Here is a 24,344-nt window from a genome sequence, read left to right on the forward strand (position 1 = left end):
GGTAATATTATGAAAAATAATACTATAAAGAATACAGTTCTAGTTGTTTTATTTATAATATTAGCACCACTTATTCTTGTAGGGGTAACAACCGTAGGAAATTCACTTGGAGGAAAATCTAAAGATAAGGTAGTTCAAACTACAGAACAACAAACAGCTAAAGTTCCAGAAGAAACTAAAGCTGAAAGTAATAATAATATACCTAAGGCTAGTAATTCTAAAGTAACAGAAGGAACTACTTCTAAAAAAGAGTCAACAAATAATAATAACAATAATGATACTAATACTGAAAAGAGTGAATCTTCAGGTGTAGTAAGTACAACTCCTGTAGCAGGTCAAGATTATGTGATTAAATCAGGTGATTCATTATTTGTTATCGCCTCTAAAGCATATGGAGAAGCGAATGCTCAAAATGGTGTAGAAAAAATAAAAGAAGCTAATAATATTAGTAATAATAATATTGCAGCTGGACAAAAAATTCAAATACCGAAAATATAAAAAAGGCTCTTTGTCAAATTCGGGGCATGGAGAAAAATAGGAAATGAAATCTAGGCAGCATTTTGCTGCTTAGATTTTTTCTTGTTTTCTTTAAGTTTGACATTATTTTTATACTCAGAAACAAATAATCTAGACATAATTAAAATGCGTAATCTGAAATTACTAAAGCTAGAATATCCATAAGATACTCTCTTTAGTAGTTTTATTTTATTATTAAATCCTTCTAATGGACCATTAGAATACTTATATTTAACAGCATTAAGCATATACTCTTTGTGCTTTTTCATAGTATTTATAGCTTTAGATACACCTTTAGATAATCCTCTAGTATCCATATCTATATACTTCTCTAATTCTACAGAATCTTTAGCCTTAATAGCTTCTCTTATCTCATGCACTCTCTCATAGCTAGGTGTAAATTCATCATCTATAGCTAATATATAATCTAATACTTCTTTTCTAGTTACATAGCGTTTAAAGCTTCTAGAATAGAATGTTTTTGTTGAATTTACTTTATCTCTATCTTCTAATATTACTTTCCAGAAGTTCTTTAAAATAGTGTAAGTAGAACTTTTTTTATTCTTATATTGGTTCATTAGTTTTATTCTAGCTTTATTTAATTCTCTATTAATATTTTGTACCATATGGAATCTATCTATAATTATTTTAGCGTTAGGAAACATCTCTCTAATCATATTCATATAAGGAGGGTAAATATCTATACAGATTGTTTTTACTTTCTTTCTTACTTTCCTTGGATATCTCATAAAGTACTGTTTTAATATATGTTGAGTTCTTCCATCTACAATATCTATAAAATCATGTGTTTTAGCATCTAAGAATACGAAGCTCATTCCATTTTTACTGTCTTTAGTTGACTTTATCTCATCAAAACATAGGTGTTCTGGTAGGTTTGAATGAGTCTTAATTTCTACGGCTTCTCTACATGATTTCATTACTCTTACTACTGTAGATACTGATACATTACTTAATTCAGCTATATCTTTAAATGATATTGTCTTAGAAAGATTCTTCATAATGTGAAATATAAGATTTTTAGATATACTGCAGTGTTTTTGTACAAATAATGTTTCAGCACAAAACTTAGAATTACATTCTTTACATTTAAAGCGTTGTTTCTTTAATCGTAGATATGTAGGGCATTCTGATATCTTTAATAAAGCTACTTTTAATGGATCTGTGAATCCATTTTTAACTATATTATTTCCTTCTTTTATACAACCACAGTTTGTACAACACTTTGGATTGTATGATAAAGTCCCATGAAATACGAATGTATCTTGACCGTCTACATTAATTAAATCAAGTTTATCATCCATAGTTATATTTTGGTCTTTTATTAATAGTAAATTTGTGATAAAATTAGACATGACAAATATCCTTTCTTAGTTAATTATTTTTCTACACTTTAATTATATTGGGTATTTGTCTTTTTGTATATAAAAATTGAAATCCGGGGCTGGAATTTTTCCATGCCCCGGATTTAGTATACAACCATAAAAAAGAAATCATCTCAAAACTTAATGAGATGATTTCTTTTTGTTAAATTGCTTTGCGTTTTGAAAAAATAGAATATATCACACTAATCACTAATCCAACAAGAACTAGAGATATTGCTACATAAAATGCATCTGTAAAGTCACCGTTGTGCTTTTCTGCAATACCAGCAGCGTACTTAGGAGCAAAAAATGCAGCAGTAGAGAATCCTATAAATACAATTCCATAGTTTACTCCTTGGTTAATAGGACCGAATGTTTTCATTACTAATGGTGCGAAGACTCCCATAGTTCCTCCAAAACATAAACCAAGGAGAACAAGTCCAACTGTAAGACCAAGAGTAGTTCTTATATTAACTAGAATTAATAAAGATATAGCAATTACTGAGTAGATAGCAATAAGAGTTTTTTCATGACCGATTTTATCCGAAACTATTCCCCAGACGATACGTCCTAAACAGTTTGATAAAGCATAAATACTAACAAATGTAGCTGCAACGGAAGCAGTTAGTCCAAACATAGTTTGGCTAATAACTGATGCATTTGATGCTACCATAAGACCAGAGAATGCACCGATAGCAAACATTGAGATTATGAAGTAAAATGATAAACTCATTAGCATCTGTTTCCAGTTTTTGTTAGCAGCTTCTTGCTTAATTTCAGCCACAGGTTGAACCCAACCTTCAGGTTGATAATTTGCAGGAGCAACTTTTATGAAGAATAGAGCTATAATAATGATTACTAAGTAAACACTACCTAGGTAGATGAATGCATTGTGTACTCCATAATTAGCTATAAGACTATGTGCGATTGGAGCGGCAATTACACTAGCACCACCCATAGCACCAGTTATTAGACCAGCAGCTAATCCTCTTTTATCAGGAAAGAATCTAAGTGCATTACTTATAATTCCAGAGTATGCAAATGCTTGTCCGACACCTGATAATACACCATAGCTAAAATATAACATTCCTTTTGTAGTAGCAAATCCAGTAAGAATAAATCCGACAGCAAATAGTATTCCTCCTAAAATTATAGAAATATTCGCTTTTCCTTTATCTGTAATAAATCCTCCAAGAATAGTAGGAATAGGGGCGATAGCAGCATTTATAGTAAATGCTAGAATAACATCTGGCATACTCCATCCTTTTGAAACACTTAGAGGTTTTGCAAAAACACTAAAAGAATATAGTGATCCAGCACACAACAAAATTGCCATTGAGGCGAATAAAACAGTCCATCTTGTATTTTTTTTCATTTAATCATCCTTTCAAAAAAATATTTATGTAAACTAATATGTTAACATTAAAAATTCGGCTAATCAATAGATTAGTCGAATTTTTAATGAGATTTAATAAAGATATCAATATTTCTAATTATTCTTGAAATCATTATTTAGTATTTCTAATTTTTTTATTAATATGTTAATTTGTTCATCTGAAAGACTCAGACTTAATCTAATATAGTTTTCACCACCTTGACCAAAAACATGGCCAGGCATAGTAACAATTCTATATTTTTTTAGTAATAATTCAAAGAAACTTTGGCTGTCATATCCGTTTTTAACTTTTAACCAGATAAAAATTCCACCTTCTGGTTTAAAATATGAATATCCCAATTCATCAAGTTTAGAAGTTATTTTATCTATTCTTTTTGAATAAGTTTCTTTTATATGACTAGTTAAGTTTTTATAATTTTTTAATGCAGTTATTACTGTATCCTGAATTGCTCCATAGATATTAGCGTGGAAAATTGTATTATATTCTTTTAGTCCACGAATAATTTCTTTGTTCCCAACAGCAAAACCAATTCTTAGACCTGAAATTGAGAAGTTTTTGGAAAACGAGAAAAATTCAATTCCTACTTCTTTAGCTCCTTCAGTTTGCATAAATGCTGGAGAGTATCCTTCTTTATAATAGAAATCAGAATATGCATGATCTTGAAGAACTACGATATTATTTTCTTTTGCCCACTTGACTGTTTGTTCATAAAACTCTTTCGTAGCTACTGCACCAATAGGATTAGAAGGATAGTTTAAAAATATAAGTTTAGCATCTCTAAGCACTTCTTCAGGAATATCAGAATAGTCTAGTAAATAATTATTTTCTTGTTTCAATTCTATCTCTTCATATTTAGCTTGGGCTAATGCAATTCCTTGAATGTAGTCAGGATAACTTGGTACTGGTAATAACACCGTATCATTTGGATTTAGTAGTACTGAAGGAATACTTGATAATCCAGATTTAGTACCAAATACTAAAGCAATTTCACTTTTAGGATTTGCGTCAATATTATAGTTTTCTTTCAACCACTGAGATATTTCATTTAATAATGTTACTTTTCCATCAAATGCTCCATATCTCATATTTTCAGGTTTTCTTATAGCTGTTTCCAATTCTTTAAGTAAAAGTTCAGGGGTATCAGAGTCTGGAACTCCGATACCCGCATTTAATAATGGATTACCATTTGAACTTTCCTCAGAGATTAATTTGAAAATAGGGTAGAATACATTTTCAGGAATATTTTTAATTGTATTTGATAATTCAATTTTCATAATTAATCACGTCCTTGTTAATTATTTTCCAGGTTTGTCAAATCCTTTGAAATCTTTATTGATGATTTCATCAAATTCTTTAGATTGAACGATTTCTACTAAATCTTTAGCGAATTGTTTGTCTTTGTTTGCAGTAGTTACAACAACGTTGTTACGGTTGTTTTCGTTCATTTTTTCTAAGATTAATGCTTTTGTTAAATCAAATTTAGCAGCAAGTGCGAAGTTTCCTGGTACTGCAGCAAGTGTAGTACTACTTAATGATCTAGCAAGTTGACCGGCTTCTAATTCTGTAAATTTAAGTTTTTTAGGATTTTCTACTACATCGTTTTTAGTGATTTTTAGTACGTCAGTATTAGGTTTGATTTTGATTAAATCAGCAGCAGCTAATAATGCATAAGCACGAGCAGCGTTTGAAGGGTCATTTGGAAGAGTTACTTCAGCACCTTCTGGTAAATCTTTAAGATCTTTAACTTTATCAGAATATAATCCCATTGGTGCAGTTGGAACAGGAGCAAGTGCTGTTAAGTCCATTCCATTTTGTTCAGCAAATTTTTTCATGTAAATTTTGTGTTGGAATAAGTTTGCGTCTAATTCACCACTGTTTAAAGCTTTGTTAGGTTGGATGTAATCTGAGAATTCTGTTACTTTAACTGTATATCCTTTTTTCTCAAGAAGAGGTTTAAGTGCTTTGTTTACCATATCAGCATAAGGACCAGATGTTGCACCTATTTTTATTTCTTTTTTCTCTCCACCACCATTATTGCTTGAGCTTGTAGCTCCACAAGCAGCTAGAGTAATAGCTAAAAACGCTGTAAAAACAACTGTTAATAATTTTTTTAGTTTGTTCATAAATATAAATCTCCTTTAAATTAATTTTTTTTTAATTTTTTTGAAATTGAATTTCCTATATATTGTGTAATTTGGACTAAGATAATTAATAGAATTACTGTAATCCACATTGTGAAATTATCAAAACGATAATAACCATATCTAATCGCAAGGTCTCCAATTCCACCACCACCAACAACACCAGCCATTGCTGAAAAAGCAATTAGGTTGATTAAAGTTAGAGTAATAGATTGGATAATTCCAAACATAGCTTCAGGTATTAAAACTTCTTTAACTATTAATTTTAGAGAAGCTCCAGAAGCAACTGCTGACTCAATAACACCATAGTCTATTTCATTTAGTGAAGTATCAACTAATCTCGTAAATAGAGGTATAGCTGCAACTGTTAGTGGAACTATTGCTCCAGTAGGTCCAGTTGATTTTCCTAATAAAAATAGAGTAAATGGTATCAAGAATACCAAAAGAATAATAAATGGAATAGAACGAATTGTGTTAACTAGAAAATCGACCGTTTTATAAATAATAACATTTTTGAACAGAAGTCTATTACTAGTTAAGAATAAAACTACTCCTAAAAATAATCCGACAATTACTGTAATTATTATTGAAACACTTATCATGTATAATGAATCGGCAAATGATTTAATTAATTCTGGTTGAAGATTTTTCCATTGTTCTATTAAACTTAGATTATTTTCCATATACATTCACCTCCACATCATTAACTTGATCAATTAAGTGATTTACAAATTTCTCTGTGTTATCAGGTTCACCGACTACTGAAAAAGTTAAGCTTCCTAACTGTTTATTTTGAATGTATTCGATTCGACCAGCAAGTATGTTAGTAGTAACATTATATTTATTAGCTAAAGTTTGAATTAGAGGCTCTTTAGTTGCTTCACCTTTAAAAATAACCCTTATTACAGTTTCATTTTTATAATGTTCAGCAAGATGCTCTTCAAAATCTTCATCATTGTGTAGATTAGCTATAAATTCTTGCATTAATTTCGTTTTTGGATTTGAGAAAATCTCATAAACAGAATTTAACTCGATAATTTCACCATTTTCCATTACTGCTACATTATCACAAATTTGTTTTATTACTTCCATTTCATGAGTAACAAGAATAATTGTGATTCCTAATTTACGATTGATTTCTTTTAATAAAGACAAAATTTGTTTAGTTGTAACAGGGTCTAATGCACTTGTTGCTTCATCACAAAGTAATAATTTTGGATTATTTGCCAAAGCTTTAGCAATACCGACACGTTGCTTTTGACCACCAGAAAGTTGGCTTGGATAAACATTCTTTTTATCAGAAAGTCCTACAAGTTCTAACAATTCATCTATTCTTTTTGGAATATCTTTCGGATCAACATCTCCGGCTTTTAAATTAAATGCAATATTTTCACCTACAGTTTTAGAACTAAGAAGATTAAACTGTTGAAAAATCATTCCAATTTTTTGCCTGTATGATCGTAAATCCTTTCTATTTAGTTTGTTAACAACTTGGTTATCTACAATTACTTCTCCTTCAGAAGGCGTTTCTAATAGGTTAAGACATCGTAGAAGAGTACTTTTTCCAGCACCTGAGTAACCGATAATTCCAAAAATTTCACCAGCTTTTACATGAAGGTTAGTAGGTTTTAACGCTTGGATTTCTTTACCTTTTTGATAAAAGGTTTTGCTAACATTATTAAGATTAATCATATATTTCTCCTTTCTTATAATAAAAAGACGTACTCTAGCTTTTGCTAAAGGACGTCTTAACGTGTTACCACCTTTATTTATACAATAATCACTTATTGTACCTCAGTAAGTTACAAACATAACTTTTGCTATAACGGGCAATACCGTAGTAAAAACTATATGCTCAAAGTCCATTTCTCTTACATCTAACTATTCTCTTTCAGCAACCGAGAACTCTCTAAAAGTAGATTGTAAGATTCTACTTATCAATGCATTAAATTGTTAATGAATATATTCTAGCATAAATTTTCTGACAATGCAACAAAAAAATTCAAAAGTTTACATGAAGAATGTTAATTCTCGGGATAATGACTATCTCTAACTAAAAAAATATAATACTGATTTTAACTGTTTTAAAAGATTAATGTCATATATTAACTAATAAATCGATGCAATATTTTAAAATACATATCCTATTAAAAGTTTGTTGCATTAGGTCTTTTATGATATAATGAAGGATGTTACATAGGAGGAATTATGTTTAAATTTTTTAGAAAAACTGAACAAGTACAAAAAACTGAAAAACAAGAATTAAAAAAAATTCCGACACACGTTGCTATAATAATGGATGGTAATGGACGTTGGGCTAAAAAAAGAAATATGCCTAGAATTAAAGGACACTATGAAGGAATGCAAACTGTAAAAAAAATCACAAAGTATGCATCAAAATTAGGTGTTAAATATTTGACTTTATATGCATTTTCTACGGAAAACTGGGCTAGACCGAAGGAAGAAGTTAGTTATTTAATGGATCTTCCAGAGAAGATGTTTAGTAGTTTTATGCCAGAACTTATGGAAAATAACGTAAAAGTTGAAGTCATAGGTGTGGTAGAAAAACTTCCAGAAAATACTAGAAAAGCAGTTAATGATGCAATTGAACAAACAAAAAATAATACAGGATTAAAATTAATTTTTGCCTTAAATTATGGTTCTAAAGACGAAATGTTAAGGGCAATTAAACAAATTGCAAAAGATGTTCAAGATAATAAATATAGTGCTGAAGAAATTTCTGAAGAGCATGTTAGTGCAAATCTATTTACATCTAATACACCAGATCCTGATTTATTAATAAGAACTTCAGGAGAACAAAGAATTTCAAACTTCTTACTGTGGCAAATTGCTTATAGTGAGTTTTTATTCACAAAAGTAGCTTGGCCTGATTTTAATGAAGATGAATTCTATCAAGCTTTATTAGAATATCAAAGTAGAGATAGAAGATTTGGAGGTTTAAATGAAGACTAGGATAATAACGGCTATAGTAGCATTAATTGTTTTCTTACCTTTATTATTTTTAGGTGGAGATTATTTCAAATTTACAACTTTTGCACTTGGTGTGATGGCTATGTATGAAATAGTTAGAATGACTTTTAAGGAAACTAACATCGTAGTTTTAAGTTTATCGTCATTAGCAGGAGCATTATTTTTTTTACATAGTGAAGTTTCATCATTATTACAGTATTCTATAGTATATTTAATATTAATTGGTATGTTAGGTACTGTTGTTGTGACTGGGCATAAAATTAAATTAGTTGAAATTGGTTCGATAATATTCGTAACTGTTTATATATTTGTTGGTTTCTATTGTTTATTTATGTTGAGAAACTTAAGTTTAAGCCATGTAGCGTATTTATTACTTACTATTTGGTTTACAGATAGTTTTGCATATTTTGGTGGAATGAAATTTGGAAAAAATAAACTTTCACCTAATATAAGTCCAAATAAATCAATAGAAGGTTCAGTAATTGGAAGTGTATCATCGATAGCGATAGCATTATTGTTCTTCTTTACAACTAATATTTTTTCAAATTTATTAGTTGCAATTGTTGTAACATTGATAGTAAGTGTAATCGGACAATTTGGTGATTTAATTGAATCAGCATATAAAAGAGAATATCAAGTTAAAGATAGTAGTAATTTATTACCAGGTCATGGAGGTATCTTTGATAGATTCGATTCTGTAATATTATCAGCTCCATGTTTAATATTATTACTTAGTTTATTTTAGAATATAGAAAGGGGTATTAGATGCAAGGTATTATAGCATTTATATTAATATTTTTTGTAGTAGTAACTATTCATGAATTTGGGCATTTTATAGTTGCTAAAAGATCAGGAATATTGTGCCAAGAGTTCGCAATAGGAATGGGACCCAAAATCTTCCATAAAAAAATAGGAGAAACTAATTTTACTATTAGACTTCTACCTGTCGGTGGATATGTAAAAATGCCTGACAATGTTTTTGATTTCAACAATGATATGTCAGTATATGATCTTAAAAAAGGTATGAAAGTTAGTTTAAAACTAGATGAAAATGATAATGTTGAAAAAATAGTTCTAGATAAAAGTAATGATATGGATTTACTTCCATTAGAATTAAACGAATTTGATTTAACAGAAAAACTTTTTGTTGAAGGATTCGTTGGAGATAAGATAGAACGTTATGAAGTAAGAAAAGATGCATGTGTTGCATTTGGTGGTATGGAAGAACAAATTGCTCCAGTTGAAAGAATGTTTTCTTCACATTCATGGGGGAAAAAATTCTGGACATTATTCGCGGGACCATTGATGAACTTTATATTAGCACTAGCAATTTTCTTAGGTATTTCAATCTATAGTGGTGTTCCATCAAATACTACTCGCTTAGGAGAAATAGCGGCCAATTACCCAGCTTACTCATCTGGACTAAAAGAAGGCGATGTAGTTGAGCAGGTAAATGGTAAGAGTGTTACAACATGGAATGAAATGACAAAAGAAATCGTGGGTTCTAATGGTTCTGAGCTTACATTAAAAATTTCACGTGATGGTTCACAACAAGAGATTAAAGTAACTCCAAAAGAAGAGATTTCAGTGAAAAAAGGAAAAGAGGTTAAAACTTATAAACTTGGTATTAATCAAGCTTATGAAAAAGATCTAGTTGGTTCTATTAAGAATGGTTTCGAACAAACTCTTTTCTACGGAACAATGATTTTCATGGGAATTGTTAATTTATTTGCTTCTTTATTCAGTGGTGGATTTAGTTTAAATCAACTAGGTGGACCTGTAGCAATTTATGAAATGTCTTCAGCTGCTGCACAAAGTGGATTACTAACAACCCTAAGATGGACAGGGATTTTAAGTGTAAACTTAGGACTAATGAACTTAATTCCTATTCCAGTTCTTGATGGTGGAAGAATAATTTTTGTAATTTACGAAGCAATCTTCAAAAAGCCAATTAATAAAAAAGCCCAATATTACTTAACTGTGGCATTCGGATTATTAATGGTTGCGTTAATGTTAGCAGTAACATGGAATGATATCCAAAGATTATTTGGGAAATAGAAAATTATGAAGAGGAGATAAAAATATCTTCTCTTTATTTTTTATTATATTGCTAAAAGAGATTTAGTATTAGGAAATCGCTTTTAATTTTAATAGATTTAATATATAATATCGATAGGTATTAAATACCTATTAAACTATTTTTTACAATTTTAAAATACTAAAGAGTCATGCAATAATGCAAGGCTCTTTTTTTCATATTAGTTATAGAAGCGTATCTAACAATATTTTATCGTTCTCTGTTATTTTATTTCGTTTTAAGCTATAATATAATAGAGATAATTTATAGAAAAAAGGTGATTATATGGTTAAATTTTTACATACTGCAGATTGGCATATTGGAAGGAAATTACAAGGGAAAGATTTATTAGAAGATCAACAATATGTAATGAATAATTTGATCAGAAAAATTGACGAGACTAAACCTGACTTTTTAATAATTGCAGGTGATCTATATGATAGAAGTGTTCCTAGTAAAGAGGCTACAACACTTTTACAGGAACTCCTAGTAAAAATTAACATAGAATACAATATACCAATTTTTGCTATCAGTGGCAATCATGATAGCAGGGAGAGATTAGCTATAGGAGAAGCTTGGTTTAGTAAGCATAAATTTTATCTTCACACAAGACTAAATCAAGCATTTGATAAGATTACCATTGAAGATACGGATATATATTTATTACCATATTTTGAACCTTTTGAAGCAAGAGAATATTTTGAGGATGCTACACTTACAACTCATAATTCTGCGACAAAAAGAGTAATTGATGAAATTTATAAAAATATAGATATGAGTAGAATTAATATTTTAGTAGCTCATACTTTTGTATCTGGTGGGCTAGAAACTGATTCTGAAAGAGAAATTTCTGTAGGAACTATTGAAAATGTAGCAGTTGAAATTTTTGAAAAATTTGATTATGTAGCTTTAGGGCATCTTCATAATCCGAATTCTATAAAAGAAGAACGTATAAAATACAGTGGTAGTCCAATGGCTTATTCATTCTCTGAAGCAACACAGACAAAAGGTATGAGGTTAGTAGAATTGACAAAAGAAATTTATACTGAAGAGTTTATTTCCTTGGAACAAAAACGTAAATTGCATAATATTAGTGCAAGATATGAAGAGGTATTTACAAAAGAATTTCAACAAAATTTTGATTGTAAAAAAGATTATTTCAGTATGGAATTAAGTGGCTTGGAAGGTGTAACAGATCCGTTACCAAGAATTAAAGAATATTATCCTAATACTTTGATACTTAAACAAAAAAGAAATAATAATAGTGATATTGAAATGAAACTCGATAAAGAGATGTTGACTAAAAGTCCACTAGAATTGATAGAAGGATTTTATAGTGAGCAAACAGGTAGCGAGTTAACAGTAGGGCAAAAACAAGTGCTGGTAAATATTATAGATAAGGTGAATCAAGATGAAACCAATTAGATTAGAATTAAGAGAATTTGGCCCATATAAAGATGAAATAATTGAATGGGATAGAATAATAAATGAACCTATATTTTTAATAACAGGAAAAACCGGTTCTGGAAAATCTACGCTTTTTGATGCTATTACTTATGCGTTATATAATAAAACGACTGGTGGTAAAGATGTAGCTTCTTTAAGAACGAAAACAGCTAGTGATAAAGATAAAACACAGGTAAATTTTGACTTTGAATTGAATGGTAAAAGATATAGAATTGAGAGAACTTTGGCTTATTTGAAGACTGGTAATAAAAATTTAACATCTGGAAAAGTTGCTTTAATGCAATACAATAATGAAGAATTAGAAGTTATTGCAACAAAAGAGCAAGAGGTTAAAGAAAAAGTAGAAGAATTAATAGGCTTAGATGACAAACAGTTTTGTCAAATTATTATTTTACCTCAAGGTAAGTTTAAAGAATTTCTATTATCAAAATCAAGTGAGAAGAAAGAAACTTTAAGGTCGTTATTTAACACTTATTTTTATCAAAAATTTGTAGATCAATTACAAGAACAAGCAAAAAAATTAGACAGTACTAACAAACAAAAAGAAAAAGAATTAATTACAAGATTTGAACAGTTTGATATAGATGGAGAATTAACCAAGTTCGAGTTTTTAAAAGATGAGAATTTTAAAGAAATTAATGAAATAATTTTATCTCAAGAAAACGAGATAGAAACAGAAAAAAAAGAATTAGCTAAATTAGAAAAAAATCTTATAAAATCAAAAGAAAACTTTATAGAATTAAGTAAACTGAATGATAAATTTTTAAATCTTGAAGATAATAAGGTAAAAATTGATGAATTAAATAAAAAAGACAGCTACTTCAATAATCTAAAAATGGAAGTAGAAAAGTTAACGGAGTTACAAAAAAGTAGTGATAAAATAACAGAATATGCAAGTTTATTAGATAAACAACTTCAATTAACAAAACAGGAAAAATCTCTGCTAGATGAAAAAGAGCGATATAAGAAAGATTTAGCTATGAATAATGAGCTAGAAACTAAACTTAATTCAATGAAAGACAAAATTGAATCACTTAGAAAAGAAACAACAGATTTAAAATTCTTTTATAACAATATTGATGAACTGATAGTGGCTAAAAGTGATATAAACATATTTACTAATAAACTTGAAGAACTAAATCAAAAAAAAGAATCTGTAAAAGAAATAGAAACTAGTTTGAAAAGTGAAAAAGAAAACTATTTTGAATCGAATGAAGAAAAGAATATTCTAGATGGTAGTATAGGAAAGTTAAAATTAGAGATTTTGAAGAAAGAACAAGAAGTAGAAAAACTAAAAGAGTTTGAAAATAAATCATCAGAATTAAATGATAAAAAGCTTAATTATGAAGCTTCAAAAAAATATTTAGAAGAGTTGCAGGTAACAAAAGAAGATATTGAAAAAGATGTATTATTACTGAAAAGTAATAAAGAACAAGAAGTATTAAATAGTTTTTTAGTGAAGTTGCATGAGGGTGACGATTGCCCACTTTGTAAACAAAAAATTGAGCATCTACCAGAGGTTCCAACATTACTAGAAGTAGATGATAATATAGAAAAATCACTGCAAGATGTTACTGAAAAAGTAATAAAATTAGAAACCCTTTTACAAAAAGATGAACAAGATATTCAAAATTTAACTACAGAAATAAAAGATTTAGAAGATTCTATTAATCTTAAAGCCGTAGAACAATTATCTGAATTAGAAGATGAATTAAAACATGAAACTATTAATTTAACAGAAGTTGTTGAAGGATTAAAAAAATCTGAAGTTAAAATAGAAAACTTAGAAAAAGAGATAGAAAATCTGTCAGTTTTACTAAAAGATGAAGATCAGTTAAAACAAAAACAATTGCAAGCTAAAAACAAAATTGAGCAATTTGAAAATAATGTAAATATAGAGTTAGAAGAGTTTAAGGGCTATTATGAAAATAAAATAGTTCAAATTAATGAATTTGATAATAACTATAATAAATTCCAGGAAAATAATAATGAGTTACAAATCAGGAAAACAAAAATAGAAACTGAGCAGAAAAATAATGAAGAGAATTTATTAGAAGTTACAAAAGGGATTGAATTTATAATATCGAATTTTATGAATTCTAAACTTAGTAAATACTATAATTCTTTAGAACAAGCTAAAGAAAGCATTGAGGAATTAGAAAAATTAGAACAATATCAAACTCAAATTTATGAATTTGAAGATACTAAGAAGATAGTTCTAAATTCTCTGAAACAACTTGAAGAAGAATTAACAAATACAGTAAGACCTGATTTAGAAGAAGAACGTGAGAAATTGCAACATATAGAAAATGTGGTTTCTAATTTTATAGAAAAAATGGCAATTCTTACAACGAGATTATCGAATAATAAAAAATTATACGAAAAAATTCATAGTGAGTATCTTGAATTATTAGAAACATCTAAAGATGCACGAGAAATAATAGCCTTAAGTGATGTTGTTAGTGGAAAAACAGAAAATAGAAAATCTCTAGAAACATATGTACAAGGATATTATTTAGACTTGATACTTGTTGCAGGAACGAAAAGATTACTACAGATGACAAATGATCGTTATAGATTCATTAGACGTGAAGAAAAATCTAAAGGTGGAGGGCTGCAAGGTCTAGAAATAGAGATACATGATATTTATCTAAATAGTACGCGTATTATAAGTTCTTTATCTGGAGGAGAATTATTCTTAGCTTCGTTAGCGTTGGCACTAGGTTTAGCAGAAGTAATACAAAATGAGAGTGGAGGAATTTCTCTAGAGACTATTTTTATAGATGAAGGATTCGGTTCATTGGATGCTGAAACTTTAGATATTGCATTAACAACATTAATAGATCTTCAGTCTTATGGAAGAAATATAGGTATAATATCTCATGTTAGTGAACTTAAAGAACGAATTAGACCGAAAATTGAGGTATATGCTAAAGATAATTATGCAAAAGTAAAAATGACTGGAATATAAATTAAATTAATAAAAGAAAGGAGAAACAATGAATTTAGAATTATTAGTAGGTCCAAGTGGTGTTGGTAAGACTAACTATATACTAGATGATATAGAGTTAAATAGAAAAGATAATAAGATAATAGTGTTGACTCCGGAACAAAACAGTTTTAATTTCGAAAAAATCTTATGTGATAAGTTCGGTGGAACGTTTAATATTGATGTTATGAATTTCTCAAGTTTAACTAGAAGGTTAGCTAAACAACTCGGAATCGACAATCTTAAGAGATTAGGTGACAATATTAAACCATTTTATTTCTATAAGGCTGCGAAAAATCTAGAAAATAGTGAGAATTTTTTAGTAAAACGAATTTTACAAGATGCGAGTTTTATAGAAGTTGTAGAAGAAATTATAAATGAGTTAAAGGAATATACTGTAAGTATAAATACTTTAGAAGAGTATTTAGAAAAAAATAGTAATTTGGAAAAAAGTCATCGTGAAAAACTAGAAGCAATTTTAGAAATATACGTAGAGTACACAAGATTATTAAAAGAACAGAGTACATTTGATAAAGTAGATTATATAACTGAATTGTTATTATATTTAAAATATATCGATTTAAGTGACTATGTATTTTATGTCGATGCTTATTATAACTTTACAGCTCAAGAGTATAATTTTATAGAGAAATTAGCTAAAAAATCTAAAAAATTAATAATAAGTGTAATTAGTGATGCGAATAGATATTTTAACTTCGACCTTTCGCAGTTGATTCAAGGTTATGAATTAGAAAAGATGAAATATAATAGTTTTTATCTTTCAGATTTATTTAGTAAAGAGAAATACAAACTAGATATATTCAGAAAATCTCATGAAATTATTGCTAGTATGAATGAAATCGTGAAAAATAACCAAGATGTTAATTTTTCATTAGTAGCTTTTATCAAAAATGAAGAAGTGAGAGTATTAAAATTCGATATAAAGGATAGTGTAGTAGAGAATTACAGTATACTAGAAAACCAAAATGGACGATTCATAGGAATTTCAAATAGTATTCTTGCTGAGAAATATTATAAAAATTTTACTGCACAATATGAGACTGATGATAGCATTGAGATAATTTGTGCTAAGAATAAAGAATTAGAAGTTAAACAAGTAGCACGTGAAATAGTAAAATTAAAAGAGGAAAAAAATATTGATCATAAAGATATAGCTATTCTTTATCGTGATAATATATATGAGAACTATGTGAATATATTTAAAGATTATAATATAGAAGTTCATTTAGATAAAAATATAGAGACAAGTAATCATCGTTTAGTTAAATTTATTCAGGAAGTACTAAATTTTAATGATGGAAACTTTAAAACTAGATTATTAAACTTATTAAAAACTAGGTTAACAAACTTTGAGAATATTTATCGTCAAAAAGTTATTTCTCACATACTCTTAGACGATACAAGTGTTAATGAAAAACAATTAGAAAAGTTAATAGCAGAATTAGACGTGGATACGATTAAAGAAAGAATTTCTAAGAGTAACCTAATTGTATCATCAACTACTAAGTTTAGTTATAATGATTTGTTAGAAAAAGTTAGAGTAATTTCTATAGATGATGTTGAAAATATATTAAATGAGAAATTAGTAAATTCTTCTAATGATATATTAAAAGATTATTTTGTTGAAAAAACAATTAAATATTCTACAGAACAACTACAAATTTGTAAAGAGGTACTATTAGAATTCTCTGCTAAGGTTTCTGAAGTATCTATGAAAGATAACCTACAAGTTAAACGTTATGTGAAAAAACTAGTTGATGTATTTGATTATTGTAAAATCAGAATGTATCTCGATAAAGAAGATGGAGATTATGATGATATAGAAGAGTTGAAAGTGGATAGTATTGATAGACAAGTTTATAAAAAAGTCTTGGAATATATGAATGATATAAATGAGAATTTTGGTATTGATAAGTTTGAATATCAAAAATTTGTAACACTTTTTAATGCTGGATTAACTACTATCAAGTATCGTTCAATACCAGAGATAAACAATTCTATAATTATGTCTACAATGGATTTAGCTAAGGTAGAAAATAAAAAAGTAGTTTTTGTTATTGGATTTAACAAAGATGTATTACCAGTATCAAAGAGTGCAGGATTAATAGACGATAAAGATAAGGAAGAACTAATTTTAAGGGATATCTTCTTATCTCCAACTAAAGAAGCGGCTCTTATTGATGAAGAATTTGTAGCATATGTGGCTTTAACTCGCGCAAAAGATAAGACATATATATGTTATAGTTTATTAGATAAGAGTTTCAAAGAAAACTTTGCTTCTCCATATTTGAGTACAGTAAAATCATTGTTTCCACAATTAGAAGAAAAACAAACTTCAAAAATATTAGAATTTTCTATTTCAGACTATAGTTATTATTTAGAAAATTTTTCAGAAATTGTTTCTGATAAAGAATTCAACTACTTGTTTTCAAAAGTCTATCGAAGATTTATGGAAGTAAAAGATAGTAAGACGAAAGAAGTTGAAATATTAGTAGAACTTATGATTAAGTTTTTAGAAAACTATCAGAATTTAATATCTTCGGAGAGTATTGAAAGTTATGAAGTACTAGATGAATTAAATGATAGAATATTCTTTTCTAAAGACAATAGTATTAAAAATTATTTATCTAAAATAATTAGAGATTACAAGTTTGAACTTAACGAGAATACAATCGAAGAATTTTTAGAAGTGAAAAAAGATACTTTCTCTAAGTTTAGTATATCTAAAATTTCTGATTTTGAGAGAAATCCATATCAGTTCTTTGTTAAACGAGTTCTTGGAATAGCAGAAGAAAGAGATATAGATATTGATAATCTTGTTTCAGGAAGATTCTTCCATGCGGTGATGGCAGATGAAAGAATCGTTAATTTTATTGCTGAATGTGGAAGTAAGATAGATATTGAAGTTCAAGAAGATGAAGATATCGCTAGGAAATTTAAAATAAAAGATATTGTAAGAGATGTTGTTTATAATAGTGATAATAAAGACATATTAGAAACTCTAAAATTAATAGAATTGTTAAATACCCATAAATATATTTTAATTAATATGCTTCAAAGGTTAGAGATAGCGATAGCAATTGAAATAAAATATTTTGCTTTAACAAAATTTATGCCGACTTTCTTAGAAAAGCCATTTTCTTTAGAGATAGAAGATAATATTATTACGTGTGAAAATATTGAAACTGGTGAGATTAATAAGAAAGAGTTACTTCAACAATATAATATTCCACCTATTAGATTTGTCGGTGTAATAGATAGGGTTGATGTTTTAGATAAAAATATTTCTATTATCGATTATAAGAGTAGTCAAACAGATTTCACGCTAGATAGTATCGAATTAGGATTTATTTCTCAAATTTTAACATACGCGCTAGCATGCGAATTGATGTTTGATAAGAAATCTGAGGATATTCTTGGAATTTTTTATAGAGAAATTGCCAAGTTAGGAAAAGATTTAAAAACATATAGATTAAGAGGTTTAGCCAATAGTGATTTAATATTAAAAGAAGACTTTTTAGAAATTGCACCAGAAGTTATGTATGTTAGAACTACGAAGAAAGGTGCTATTCATGGTGCTGATGCACATAAAGCCTATAGTAGTACAGAATTAGAAAAATTGGTTAATAAAAATCTTCACAATGTGATGTGTTTATTAGAAAAAATATTCTCATTTGATTACTCACTATACAATTATGAAGTAGCTAATCAGTATCTTGCTGAAAAACAAACTTTATTTAATTTTGCATCTAATAATGATACGAGATTAGATTATAAATATAAAGTGGCTTTTAAACCGAAAGAATTAAAAGAAAAGTTGTTGAAAGAATAGATTTTTAATTGATTATAATCTTTTAAAGAAAAATATAATATTAGAGATAATTTGATAAAATGGCTACTAAAACACACGCATTAATTTGATTATCTCTAATTTTTTTTATTTTTTTATTAAATTTTAATCACATTTGATAAGATTTATATTATAATAGTATAAGTGAAAGAGTAACTTCTTTTCATATGTGTTTTCGTAGAAGTAATAGATTGTATTAGATAGTAAATAATAACGATAAAGGCAAGGATAAGATAAATATGAAATTAACTTTTTTTGAAAAACTAGAACAGTATAGAAATAGTTCTAAAGAAGTATATATTAATAATATATATCAGAATGAAAATTTAACATATAAAAATTTAATAGAGTATTCGGATAAACTTGCGTTTTATCTAGAAGAAAAACTAAGGGAAGATAAAAACCCTATAGTAGTCTATGGACATAAACATCCGTTTATGTTAGTGTACTTTTTAGCGTGTGTAAAATCGGGAAGAGCATTCTGTCCAGTAGATATAAACACACCTAAAGACAGAGTGGAAGAAATAGTAGAAACAGTAGAATCAAAACTAGTACTTGTCACAGAAAAAATAGAACTGACTAGAGAAATGCTAGATGTAGAATCTGCTAAAGAAATACTATCAACTGCTCAAGGTTCAATATCAAAAGAACACTATGTAAAAGATAAAGACCTATTTTACATAATATTCACATCAGGAAGTACAGGAAAGCCAAAAGGTGTGTGTATTACATATAACAACTTGAATAATTTCTTACATTGGTATACAGGATATTATGATGAAAAAGAAGAACTAGTATTTTTAGGACATCCACCATTCTCATTTGATCTATCGGTAATGTCATTATGGCCAAGTATATACTTAGGGGCATCTTTAGTACAAATAGATAAAAAACATCAAGAAAACTTCAAATTAATGTTTGAGGAATTAAATAAATCAAATGCTACAATATGGATTTCAACACCGTCATTTATAGAAATGTGCTTTATAGATAAAAACTTCAACCAAAGTTTAATGCCAAAAGTAAAACAATTTGTATTTTGTGGAGAAAAACTTTTTAGTACTACTGTAGCTAAAATCCATGAAAATTTTGGAGATGCTCAAGTAATAAATACATATGGACCAACAGAATCGACAGTAATGGTCACATGGGTAGAAATAACAAAAGAAATAAACGATAAATACTATGAGAACCTGCCAGTAGGAGAAGTTAAATGGGGTACTAAAGTACACCTAGAAAATCCTGATGAAGATGGTAAAGGTGAAATAGTAATTACAGGAAATACTGTTGCAAAAGGTTATTTCAAAAATGATGCTATAACAAATGAAAAATTTGGCTTAGGAGAAATAGACGGAAAAGAAGAAAGAAGCTATCTTACTGGAGACTTAGGATATTTCAAAGATGGCATGTTGTTTTGTGAAGGGCGCATAGACTTCCAAGTGAAACTTCACGGGCATAGAATCGAACTTGAAGATATAGACAACAATCTACTAAAAAATAAAAAAATACGACAAGCGGCGACAGTTCCAAGTTATGAAGAAGGAAAAGTAAAATCACTAGTATCATTTGTAATATACAATCAAGAGATTGAAAAACGCTTTGAAGTAACAAAACAGATAAAACAAGAGCTTAAGAAATTAGTACCGGAATATATGATACCTAAGAAAATTGTCTTTTTAGATGAGATGCCATTAAATAATAATGGTAAAATAGATAAGAAGAAGTTAAAGGAGTTAGTATAAAATGAGCTACTTTGAAGGAATAGAATTCTTCTTTTTCTTAGCTATAGCGCTAATTATAGGATTTATAATAAACTATTTAGGTAAAAAAATTGAGTACTACATCTTAGTGTTGTCGATAATTTTTGCCGTAGTTATATATGGAAAAAGTACGGTAATGCTAGTTTATCTAATAGGTTTTATCCTATATGAATACATATTGGTATTAATAGCACAAAAAACAGAAAATAAAAAATCCTTAAAAATATTAGTGATGTTATCAATATTACCATTAGTAATAAATAAAATATTTGCGATAATGCATTTTCATTTATTAGCCTTTATAGGAATATCGTATATGTCATTTAAAACGATACAAATTATGATAGAAATATCAGATGGATTAATAAAAGAAAAAATTAGTGCTGTAGAATATGTACAATTTTTACTATTTTTCCTAACAGTAAGCTCAGGTCCGATAGATAGAAGTAGAAGATTCATGAGTGATATAAAAGAAAAGATGCCGAGAGCAGAGTACTTAGAACTAGCAGGAGAAGGAATATACAGATTAATATTGGGATTATTATATAAAGTAGTATTCTCAACACTGAGTTATCATTATCTAGTTGGTTTAACAAATCACGGAGTCTTTATGTATTCGATAAAATACATGTATCTATATACACTATATCTATTTTTTGACTTTGCAGGATACAGTTTAATGGCGGTAGGAAGTAGTAACATCTTAGGTATAAAAACACCTATGAACTTCGATAAACCATTTTTAAGTATAGACATAAAAGACTTTTGGAATAGATGGCACATAACACTATCAACATGGTTAAGAGATTTTGTATTCTCAAGAGTCTTTATGGAAGCAACAAAGAAGAAAAGATTTAAGAAGAGACTTAATACAGCGATGTATGCCTATATGGTAAACATGGTACTAATGGGATTCTGGCATGGATTAACTATAAGTTATATAGTATATGGATTCTATCACGGAATATTAATGGCGGGATTTGAATACTATCAGAAGAAAAGTAAATTTTATAAGAAGAATAAAAATGAAACATGGTATAAAGTACTTAGTTGGTTCATAACGATAAATCTAGTAATAATAGGTTTATATATCTTTTCAGGAGAACCATATAAACTAATAAGCCATGTACTAAAAAAATAATATAGAGTTAGGAGAACAAACATGATAAAAGAACAAGTATTAGAGATGTTAGAAGAAATCTGTGAAGATGAAGTTGTAAGAGAAGATTTAGATATAAATATGAAAGAAGAAGGACTAATGGACTCATTAGCTTTCGTAGAAATGTTAGTGAAAATTGAAGAAATATTTGGATTAAGTATAGCGCCAACAGAAGTAACATATGAAGAAATCGATACACCAAATAAAGTAATTGCATATATAGAAAATAGGAAATAGAGATGATAAGATTAAAAGCATTTTTAATATCAATAGTATTGGTATTAATTACACTTGTAATTTTAAATAAGACGTATATAAAAAAGATAGAAGACTATTATAAAGTAAATGATAATAGTGTCAGATATAGTACGGCTTTTGAGAAATATAAGAGTAAGGATATAATCCTTGAGAATATTACTCCTAAAACATTAGTATTATTAGGTTCGTCGGAATTAACTACAACAATAAATGAAGAATATCATCCAAAGAAAATCTTTAACTATGAAGATTTTAATATCATGCAGATTGGGGTAGGTAATTCTCAAAACATTATACATGCGGCAACGATTGGAGCTATAGGAAATGATGTTAGAAATAATGAAATTGTCATGATTCAATCAATTCAGTGGTTCGATAATAAAAATGGTATATTAAAAGATGCATTTTTATCAAGAATTTCTAGTGAACATGTTTATAACACTATGGCTAATGATAAAATTAGTAAAGAAACAAAAGAAAAATTTATCAATAGAGTAATTGAACTTTCATCAACTAATAAAGTTCTTAATAAGAAATATAGAAGTTATAAAAAATATTTTGTACAGGAGCAAGGGAATTTTATCACAGGGGAATTTTTAAAACTGGATAATTACTTTTATAAACTGAAGAATAAGTATGAGTTTTTTAAAAATAAAGGTAGAGAAAATTATCCATTAAGTGGTGAAAAAACACCTGATTATGACTGGAAAGAGTTAGATGAAAAGGTAACTGAACAAGCCAAAGAAAGAACTAATAACAATGATTATCAAATTGACAATACATACTACGATAAGTATATTAAAACAAAATATGATCAATTGAAAAATAGTTCTAAAAATACAAAATATGATGAGTCTAAGGAATATGATGATTTAGATATACTTTTATCAATAGTAAAAGACTTGAATCTAAATATGAAATTCGCAATACTTCCTGCTAATGGTAAATGGAGTGATTATACAGGAATAGATAGTGAAAAAAGACAGGTTGCATATAATAACTTAAAAGAAATTGCTAAAAAGAATAATATAGAAGTAATGGATTATTCTAGTAAAGAATATGAGGAATATTATATGTACGATGCAATGCATTTAGGTTGGAGAGGATGGATTGATTTTGAAAGAGATCTTTACAAGCTTAAAAAATAGAATGAATGAAAACCAAAAATTGATGTTATGGATATTTTTCTTTTATATTATAATAATGGGAATAATAATATATTCATTTATCACTGATTTTTCTAATGTTCAAGAATATGTATACAGTGAATTTTAAGGTGAAAATAACGGGTTGTTTTATGCAATCCGTTTTTGTTTTATTTAGCAATTTATAATAAATTTATATTCAAAATGCATATTCTGTTATGATTTATTATGAAAATAATATGTTAAAATTAATTTTTCAGAAAAAATACAGAAAATAACACTCAATTGATTGATTTTATATGAGAAATATTGTAGAATTATAGCTATAATAATAATTTAAAAGGAAAAAATTAATGAATAGAGATGCGTATTTTTATTTAGAGATGAAGGAGCATGAGTTAAAAGTTCCTTATACGGGGAAAAATCGTCGTATTAGAGTTCTTTTGCCAAAAGGGTATGCTCAAGATGAACATAAACATTATCCAGTAGTTTATATGAATGACGGTCAAAATGTTTTTTATAGTGGAGAATCTTTTAGTGGACACTCATGGAAAGTAATTCCGGCGATAAAAAGAAACCCAGATATGCCAAAAATGATAATAGTTGGTATTGATAATGATAATGAAGGAAGAATGAATGAATATGCACCTTGGAAATTCTCAAGTTTACCTATATTAAATTTTGGTTTAACATTAGGTGGATTAGGATCTGAGTATGCAGACTTTTTTGTAAATGTTGTTAAACCATTTATTGATAGTACATATCGTACAAAACCACAGCGTGAATACACAGCGATGATTGGTAGTTCTTTAGGAGCTAATATTTCACAATATATAGGATTAGAACACAAAGATGTAGTAGGATGTCTAGGAGTATTTTCATCAGCAAACTGGTTAAATAAACCTGAATTTGATAGATATATATCAAAACATAAAGTTTCTGATCAGAGAGTATATATTGAAGTAGGAACAAATGAAGGTGATGATACAGATAAACAATTGGCAAATGGTAATTTAAAACAACTATATATAGATGCAAGTTTAGACTATTATAGACAACTAATTGATGCTGGTTTATCAACCAGTGAGCTTAAGTTAAATGTAGTAGCTAATGGTGAACATAGTGAAGAATGTTGGGCTAAATATTTACCGGAATGTTTAAGGTTTATTAGTGAAAACTGGTAAAAGTATT

The 24,344-nt window shown here is 28.0% G+C and carries 18 protein-coding genes and 1 other annotated feature; of the genes, 12 read left to right on the top strand and 6 right to left on the bottom strand.

Features of this window, described 5'->3' with window-relative positions; translation table 11 throughout:
* Positions 1–9: 9 nt before the first annotated feature.
* Positions 10–498 (top strand): LysM peptidoglycan-binding domain-containing protein, encoded by a 489-nt coding sequence (locus tag FOC48_RS02195; protein ID WP_003146500.1) that lies wholly within the window; start codon positions 10–12, stop codon positions 496–498.
* A 50-nt stretch (positions 499–548) separates the two neighbouring features.
* Here FOC48_RS02195 and FOC48_RS02200 read toward each other — a convergent pair whose 3' ends face one another.
* The 6 genes from FOC48_RS02200 to FOC48_RS02225 all read right to left on the bottom strand — a co-directional run bounded on the left by FOC48_RS02200 (position 549) and on the right by FOC48_RS02225 (position 7,128).
* Positions 549–1,889, bottom strand: a complete 1,341-nt coding sequence (locus tag FOC48_RS02200) for an ISL3 family transposase (protein ID WP_003148113.1) — start codon at positions 1,887–1,889, stop codon at positions 549–551.
* A gap of 172 nt (positions 1,890–2,061) precedes the next feature.
* Positions 2,062–3,273, bottom strand: coding sequence for an L-lactate MFS transporter (locus FOC48_RS02205; protein WP_003146497.1), 1,212 nt, complete (start codon positions 3,271–3,273; stop codon positions 2,062–2,064).
* 114 nt (positions 3,274–3,387) lie between these two features.
* On the bottom strand, positions 3,388–4,569 hold the full coding sequence (locus FOC48_RS02210) for an aminotransferase class I/II-fold pyridoxal phosphate-dependent enzyme (RefSeq protein ID WP_003146496.1): 1,182 nt from the start codon (positions 4,567–4,569) through the stop codon (positions 3,388–3,390).
* 21 nt (positions 4,570–4,590) lie between these two features.
* Positions 4,591–5,418, bottom strand: a complete 828-nt coding sequence (locus FOC48_RS02215; protein ID WP_003146495.1) for a MetQ/NlpA family ABC transporter substrate-binding protein — start codon at positions 5,416–5,418, stop codon at positions 4,591–4,593.
* 20 nt (positions 5,419–5,438) lie between these two features.
* On the bottom strand, positions 5,439–6,119 hold the full coding sequence (locus tag FOC48_RS02220; RefSeq protein ID WP_003146494.1) for a methionine ABC transporter permease: 681 nt from the start codon (positions 6,117–6,119) through the stop codon (positions 5,439–5,441).
* On the bottom strand, positions 6,109–7,128 hold the full coding sequence (locus tag FOC48_RS02225) for a methionine ABC transporter ATP-binding protein (RefSeq protein WP_003146492.1): 1,020 nt from the start codon (positions 7,126–7,128) through the stop codon (positions 6,109–6,111). The genes FOC48_RS02220 and FOC48_RS02225 overlap by 11 nt, the downstream gene beginning before the upstream one ends.
* Positions 7,129–7,172: 44 nt before the next feature.
* Positions 7,173–7,386 (bottom strand) — a binding site (T-box leader).
* Positions 7,387–7,644: 258 nt separating this feature from the next.
* Between FOC48_RS02225 and FOC48_RS02230 the strand changes: the two genes are divergently transcribed.
* The 11 genes from FOC48_RS02230 (at position 7,645) to FOC48_RS02280 (ending at position 24,337) form a co-directional block, all read left to right on the top strand.
* A complete protein-coding gene (locus FOC48_RS02230; protein WP_003146490.1) occupies positions 7,645–8,409 on the top strand; it encodes an undecaprenyl pyrophosphate synthase in 765 nt (254 codons plus the stop codon).
* Positions 8,399–9,172 (top strand): phosphatidate cytidylyltransferase, encoded by a 774-nt coding sequence (locus FOC48_RS02235; protein WP_003146488.1) that lies wholly within the window; start codon positions 8,399–8,401, stop codon positions 9,170–9,172. Before FOC48_RS02230 ends, FOC48_RS02235 begins: the two co-directional genes overlap by 11 nt.
* 20 nt (positions 9,173–9,192) lie before the next feature.
* Positions 9,193–10,485, top strand: a complete 1,293-nt coding sequence (gene rseP, locus FOC48_RS02240) for an RIP metalloprotease RseP (protein ID WP_003146486.1) — start codon at positions 9,193–9,195, stop codon at positions 10,483–10,485.
* A 304-nt stretch (positions 10,486–10,789) separates the two neighbouring features.
* Positions 10,790–11,929, top strand: coding sequence for an exonuclease SbcCD subunit D (locus tag FOC48_RS02245; RefSeq protein ID WP_003146484.1), 1,140 nt, complete (start codon positions 10,790–10,792; stop codon positions 11,927–11,929).
* Entirely contained in the window at positions 11,916–14,942 is a 3,027-nt protein-coding gene (locus tag FOC48_RS02250) for an SbcC/MukB-like Walker B domain-containing protein (RefSeq protein ID WP_003146483.1), read from the top strand. Before FOC48_RS02245 ends, FOC48_RS02250 begins: the two co-directional genes overlap by 14 nt.
* A 28-nt stretch (positions 14,943–14,970) precedes the next feature.
* Positions 14,971–18,813 carry a PD-(D/E)XK nuclease family protein gene (locus tag FOC48_RS02255; protein WP_003146482.1) on the top strand — a complete coding sequence of 1,281 codons (3,843 nt, stop codon included), beginning with the start codon at positions 14,971–14,973 and terminating at the stop codon, positions 18,811–18,813.
* Positions 18,814–19,070: 257 nt separating this feature from the next.
* Positions 19,071–20,573, top strand: coding sequence for a D-alanine--poly(phosphoribitol) ligase subunit DltA (gene dltA, locus FOC48_RS02260; protein WP_003146480.1), 1,503 nt, complete (start codon positions 19,071–19,073; stop codon positions 20,571–20,573).
* Between the two features lies 1 nt (position 20,574).
* On the top strand, positions 20,575–21,732 hold the full coding sequence (gene dltB, locus FOC48_RS02265) for a D-alanyl-lipoteichoic acid biosynthesis protein DltB (RefSeq protein WP_003146478.1): 1,158 nt from the start codon (positions 20,575–20,577) through the stop codon (positions 21,730–21,732).
* 21 nt (positions 21,733–21,753) lie between these two features.
* A complete protein-coding gene (dltC, locus tag FOC48_RS02270) occupies positions 21,754–21,987 on the top strand; it encodes a D-alanine--poly(phosphoribitol) ligase subunit DltC (RefSeq protein WP_003146477.1) in 234 nt (77 codons plus the stop codon).
* 2 nt (positions 21,988–21,989) lie between these two features.
* Positions 21,990–23,156: a D-alanyl-lipoteichoic acid biosynthesis protein DltD gene (gene dltD, locus FOC48_RS02275; RefSeq protein ID WP_003146475.1), complete on the top strand. Its 1,167-nt coding sequence runs from the start codon at positions 21,990–21,992 to the stop codon at positions 23,154–23,156.
* Between the two features lie 350 nt (positions 23,157–23,506).
* Positions 23,507–24,337 carry an alpha/beta hydrolase gene (locus FOC48_RS02280; RefSeq protein ID WP_003146474.1) on the top strand — a complete coding sequence of 277 codons (831 nt, stop codon included), beginning with the start codon at positions 23,507–23,509 and terminating at the stop codon, positions 24,335–24,337.
* The last annotated feature ends 7 nt before the right edge of the window (positions 24,338–24,344 follow it).

Origin of the sequence: Gemella haemolysans, from assembly GCF_012273215.1 — a bacterium.
Lineage (GTDB): Bacteria > Bacillota > Bacilli > Staphylococcales > Gemellaceae > Gemella > Gemella haemolysans_A.

What these genes read in the sequence shown, in the direction of transcription:
- FOC48_RS02255 (WP_003146482.1), top strand. Translation starts at nt 14,971, where the DNA reads ATGAATTTAGAATTATTAGTAGGTCCAAGTGGTGTTGGTAAGACTAAC.
- FOC48_RS02280 (WP_003146474.1), top strand. Translation starts at nt 23,507, where the DNA reads ATGAATAGAGATGCGTATTTTTATTTAGAGATGAAGGAGCATGAGTTA.
- FOC48_RS02200 (WP_003148113.1), bottom strand. Translation starts at nt 1,889, where the DNA reads ATGTCTAATTTTATCACAAATTTACTATTAATAAAAGACCAAAATATA.
- FOC48_RS02235 (WP_003146488.1), top strand. Translation starts at nt 8,399, where the DNA reads ATGAAGACTAGGATAATAACGGCTATAGTAGCATTAATTGTTTTCTTA.
- dltD (WP_003146475.1), top strand. Translation starts at nt 21,990, where the DNA reads ATGATAAGATTAAAAGCATTTTTAATATCAATAGTATTGGTATTAATT.
- rseP (WP_003146486.1), top strand. Translation starts at nt 9,193, where the DNA reads ATGCAAGGTATTATAGCATTTATATTAATATTTTTTGTAGTAGTAACT.
- FOC48_RS02220 (WP_003146494.1), bottom strand. Translation starts at nt 6,119, where the DNA reads ATGGAAAATAATCTAAGTTTAATAGAACAATGGAAAAATCTTCAACCA.
- dltC (WP_003146477.1), top strand. Translation starts at nt 21,754, where the DNA reads ATGATAAAAGAACAAGTATTAGAGATGTTAGAAGAAATCTGTGAAGAT.
- FOC48_RS02205 (WP_003146497.1), bottom strand. Translation starts at nt 3,273, where the DNA reads ATGAAAAAAAATACAAGATGGACTGTTTTATTCGCCTCAATGGCAATT.
- FOC48_RS02250 (WP_003146483.1), top strand. Translation starts at nt 11,916, where the DNA reads ATGAAACCAATTAGATTAGAATTAAGAGAATTTGGCCCATATAAAGAT.
- FOC48_RS02225 (WP_003146492.1), bottom strand. Translation starts at nt 7,128, where the DNA reads ATGATTAATCTTAATAATGTTAGCAAAACCTTTTATCAAAAAGGTAAA.
- dltB (WP_003146478.1), top strand. Translation starts at nt 20,575, where the DNA reads ATGAGCTACTTTGAAGGAATAGAATTCTTCTTTTTCTTAGCTATAGCG.
- FOC48_RS02215 (WP_003146495.1), bottom strand. Translation starts at nt 5,418, where the DNA reads ATGAACAAACTAAAAAAATTATTAACAGTTGTTTTTACAGCGTTTTTA.
- FOC48_RS02210 (WP_003146496.1), bottom strand. Translation starts at nt 4,569, where the DNA reads ATGAAAATTGAATTATCAAATACAATTAAAAATATTCCTGAAAATGTA.
- FOC48_RS02195 (WP_003146500.1), top strand. Translation starts at nt 10, where the DNA reads ATGAAAAATAATACTATAAAGAATACAGTTCTAGTTGTTTTATTTATA.
- FOC48_RS02245 (WP_003146484.1), top strand. Translation starts at nt 10,790, where the DNA reads ATGGTTAAATTTTTACATACTGCAGATTGGCATATTGGAAGGAAATTA.
- dltA (WP_003146480.1), top strand. Translation starts at nt 19,071, where the DNA reads ATGAAATTAACTTTTTTTGAAAAACTAGAACAGTATAGAAATAGTTCT.
- FOC48_RS02230 (WP_003146490.1), top strand. Translation starts at nt 7,645, where the DNA reads ATGTTTAAATTTTTTAGAAAAACTGAACAAGTACAAAAAACTGAAAAA.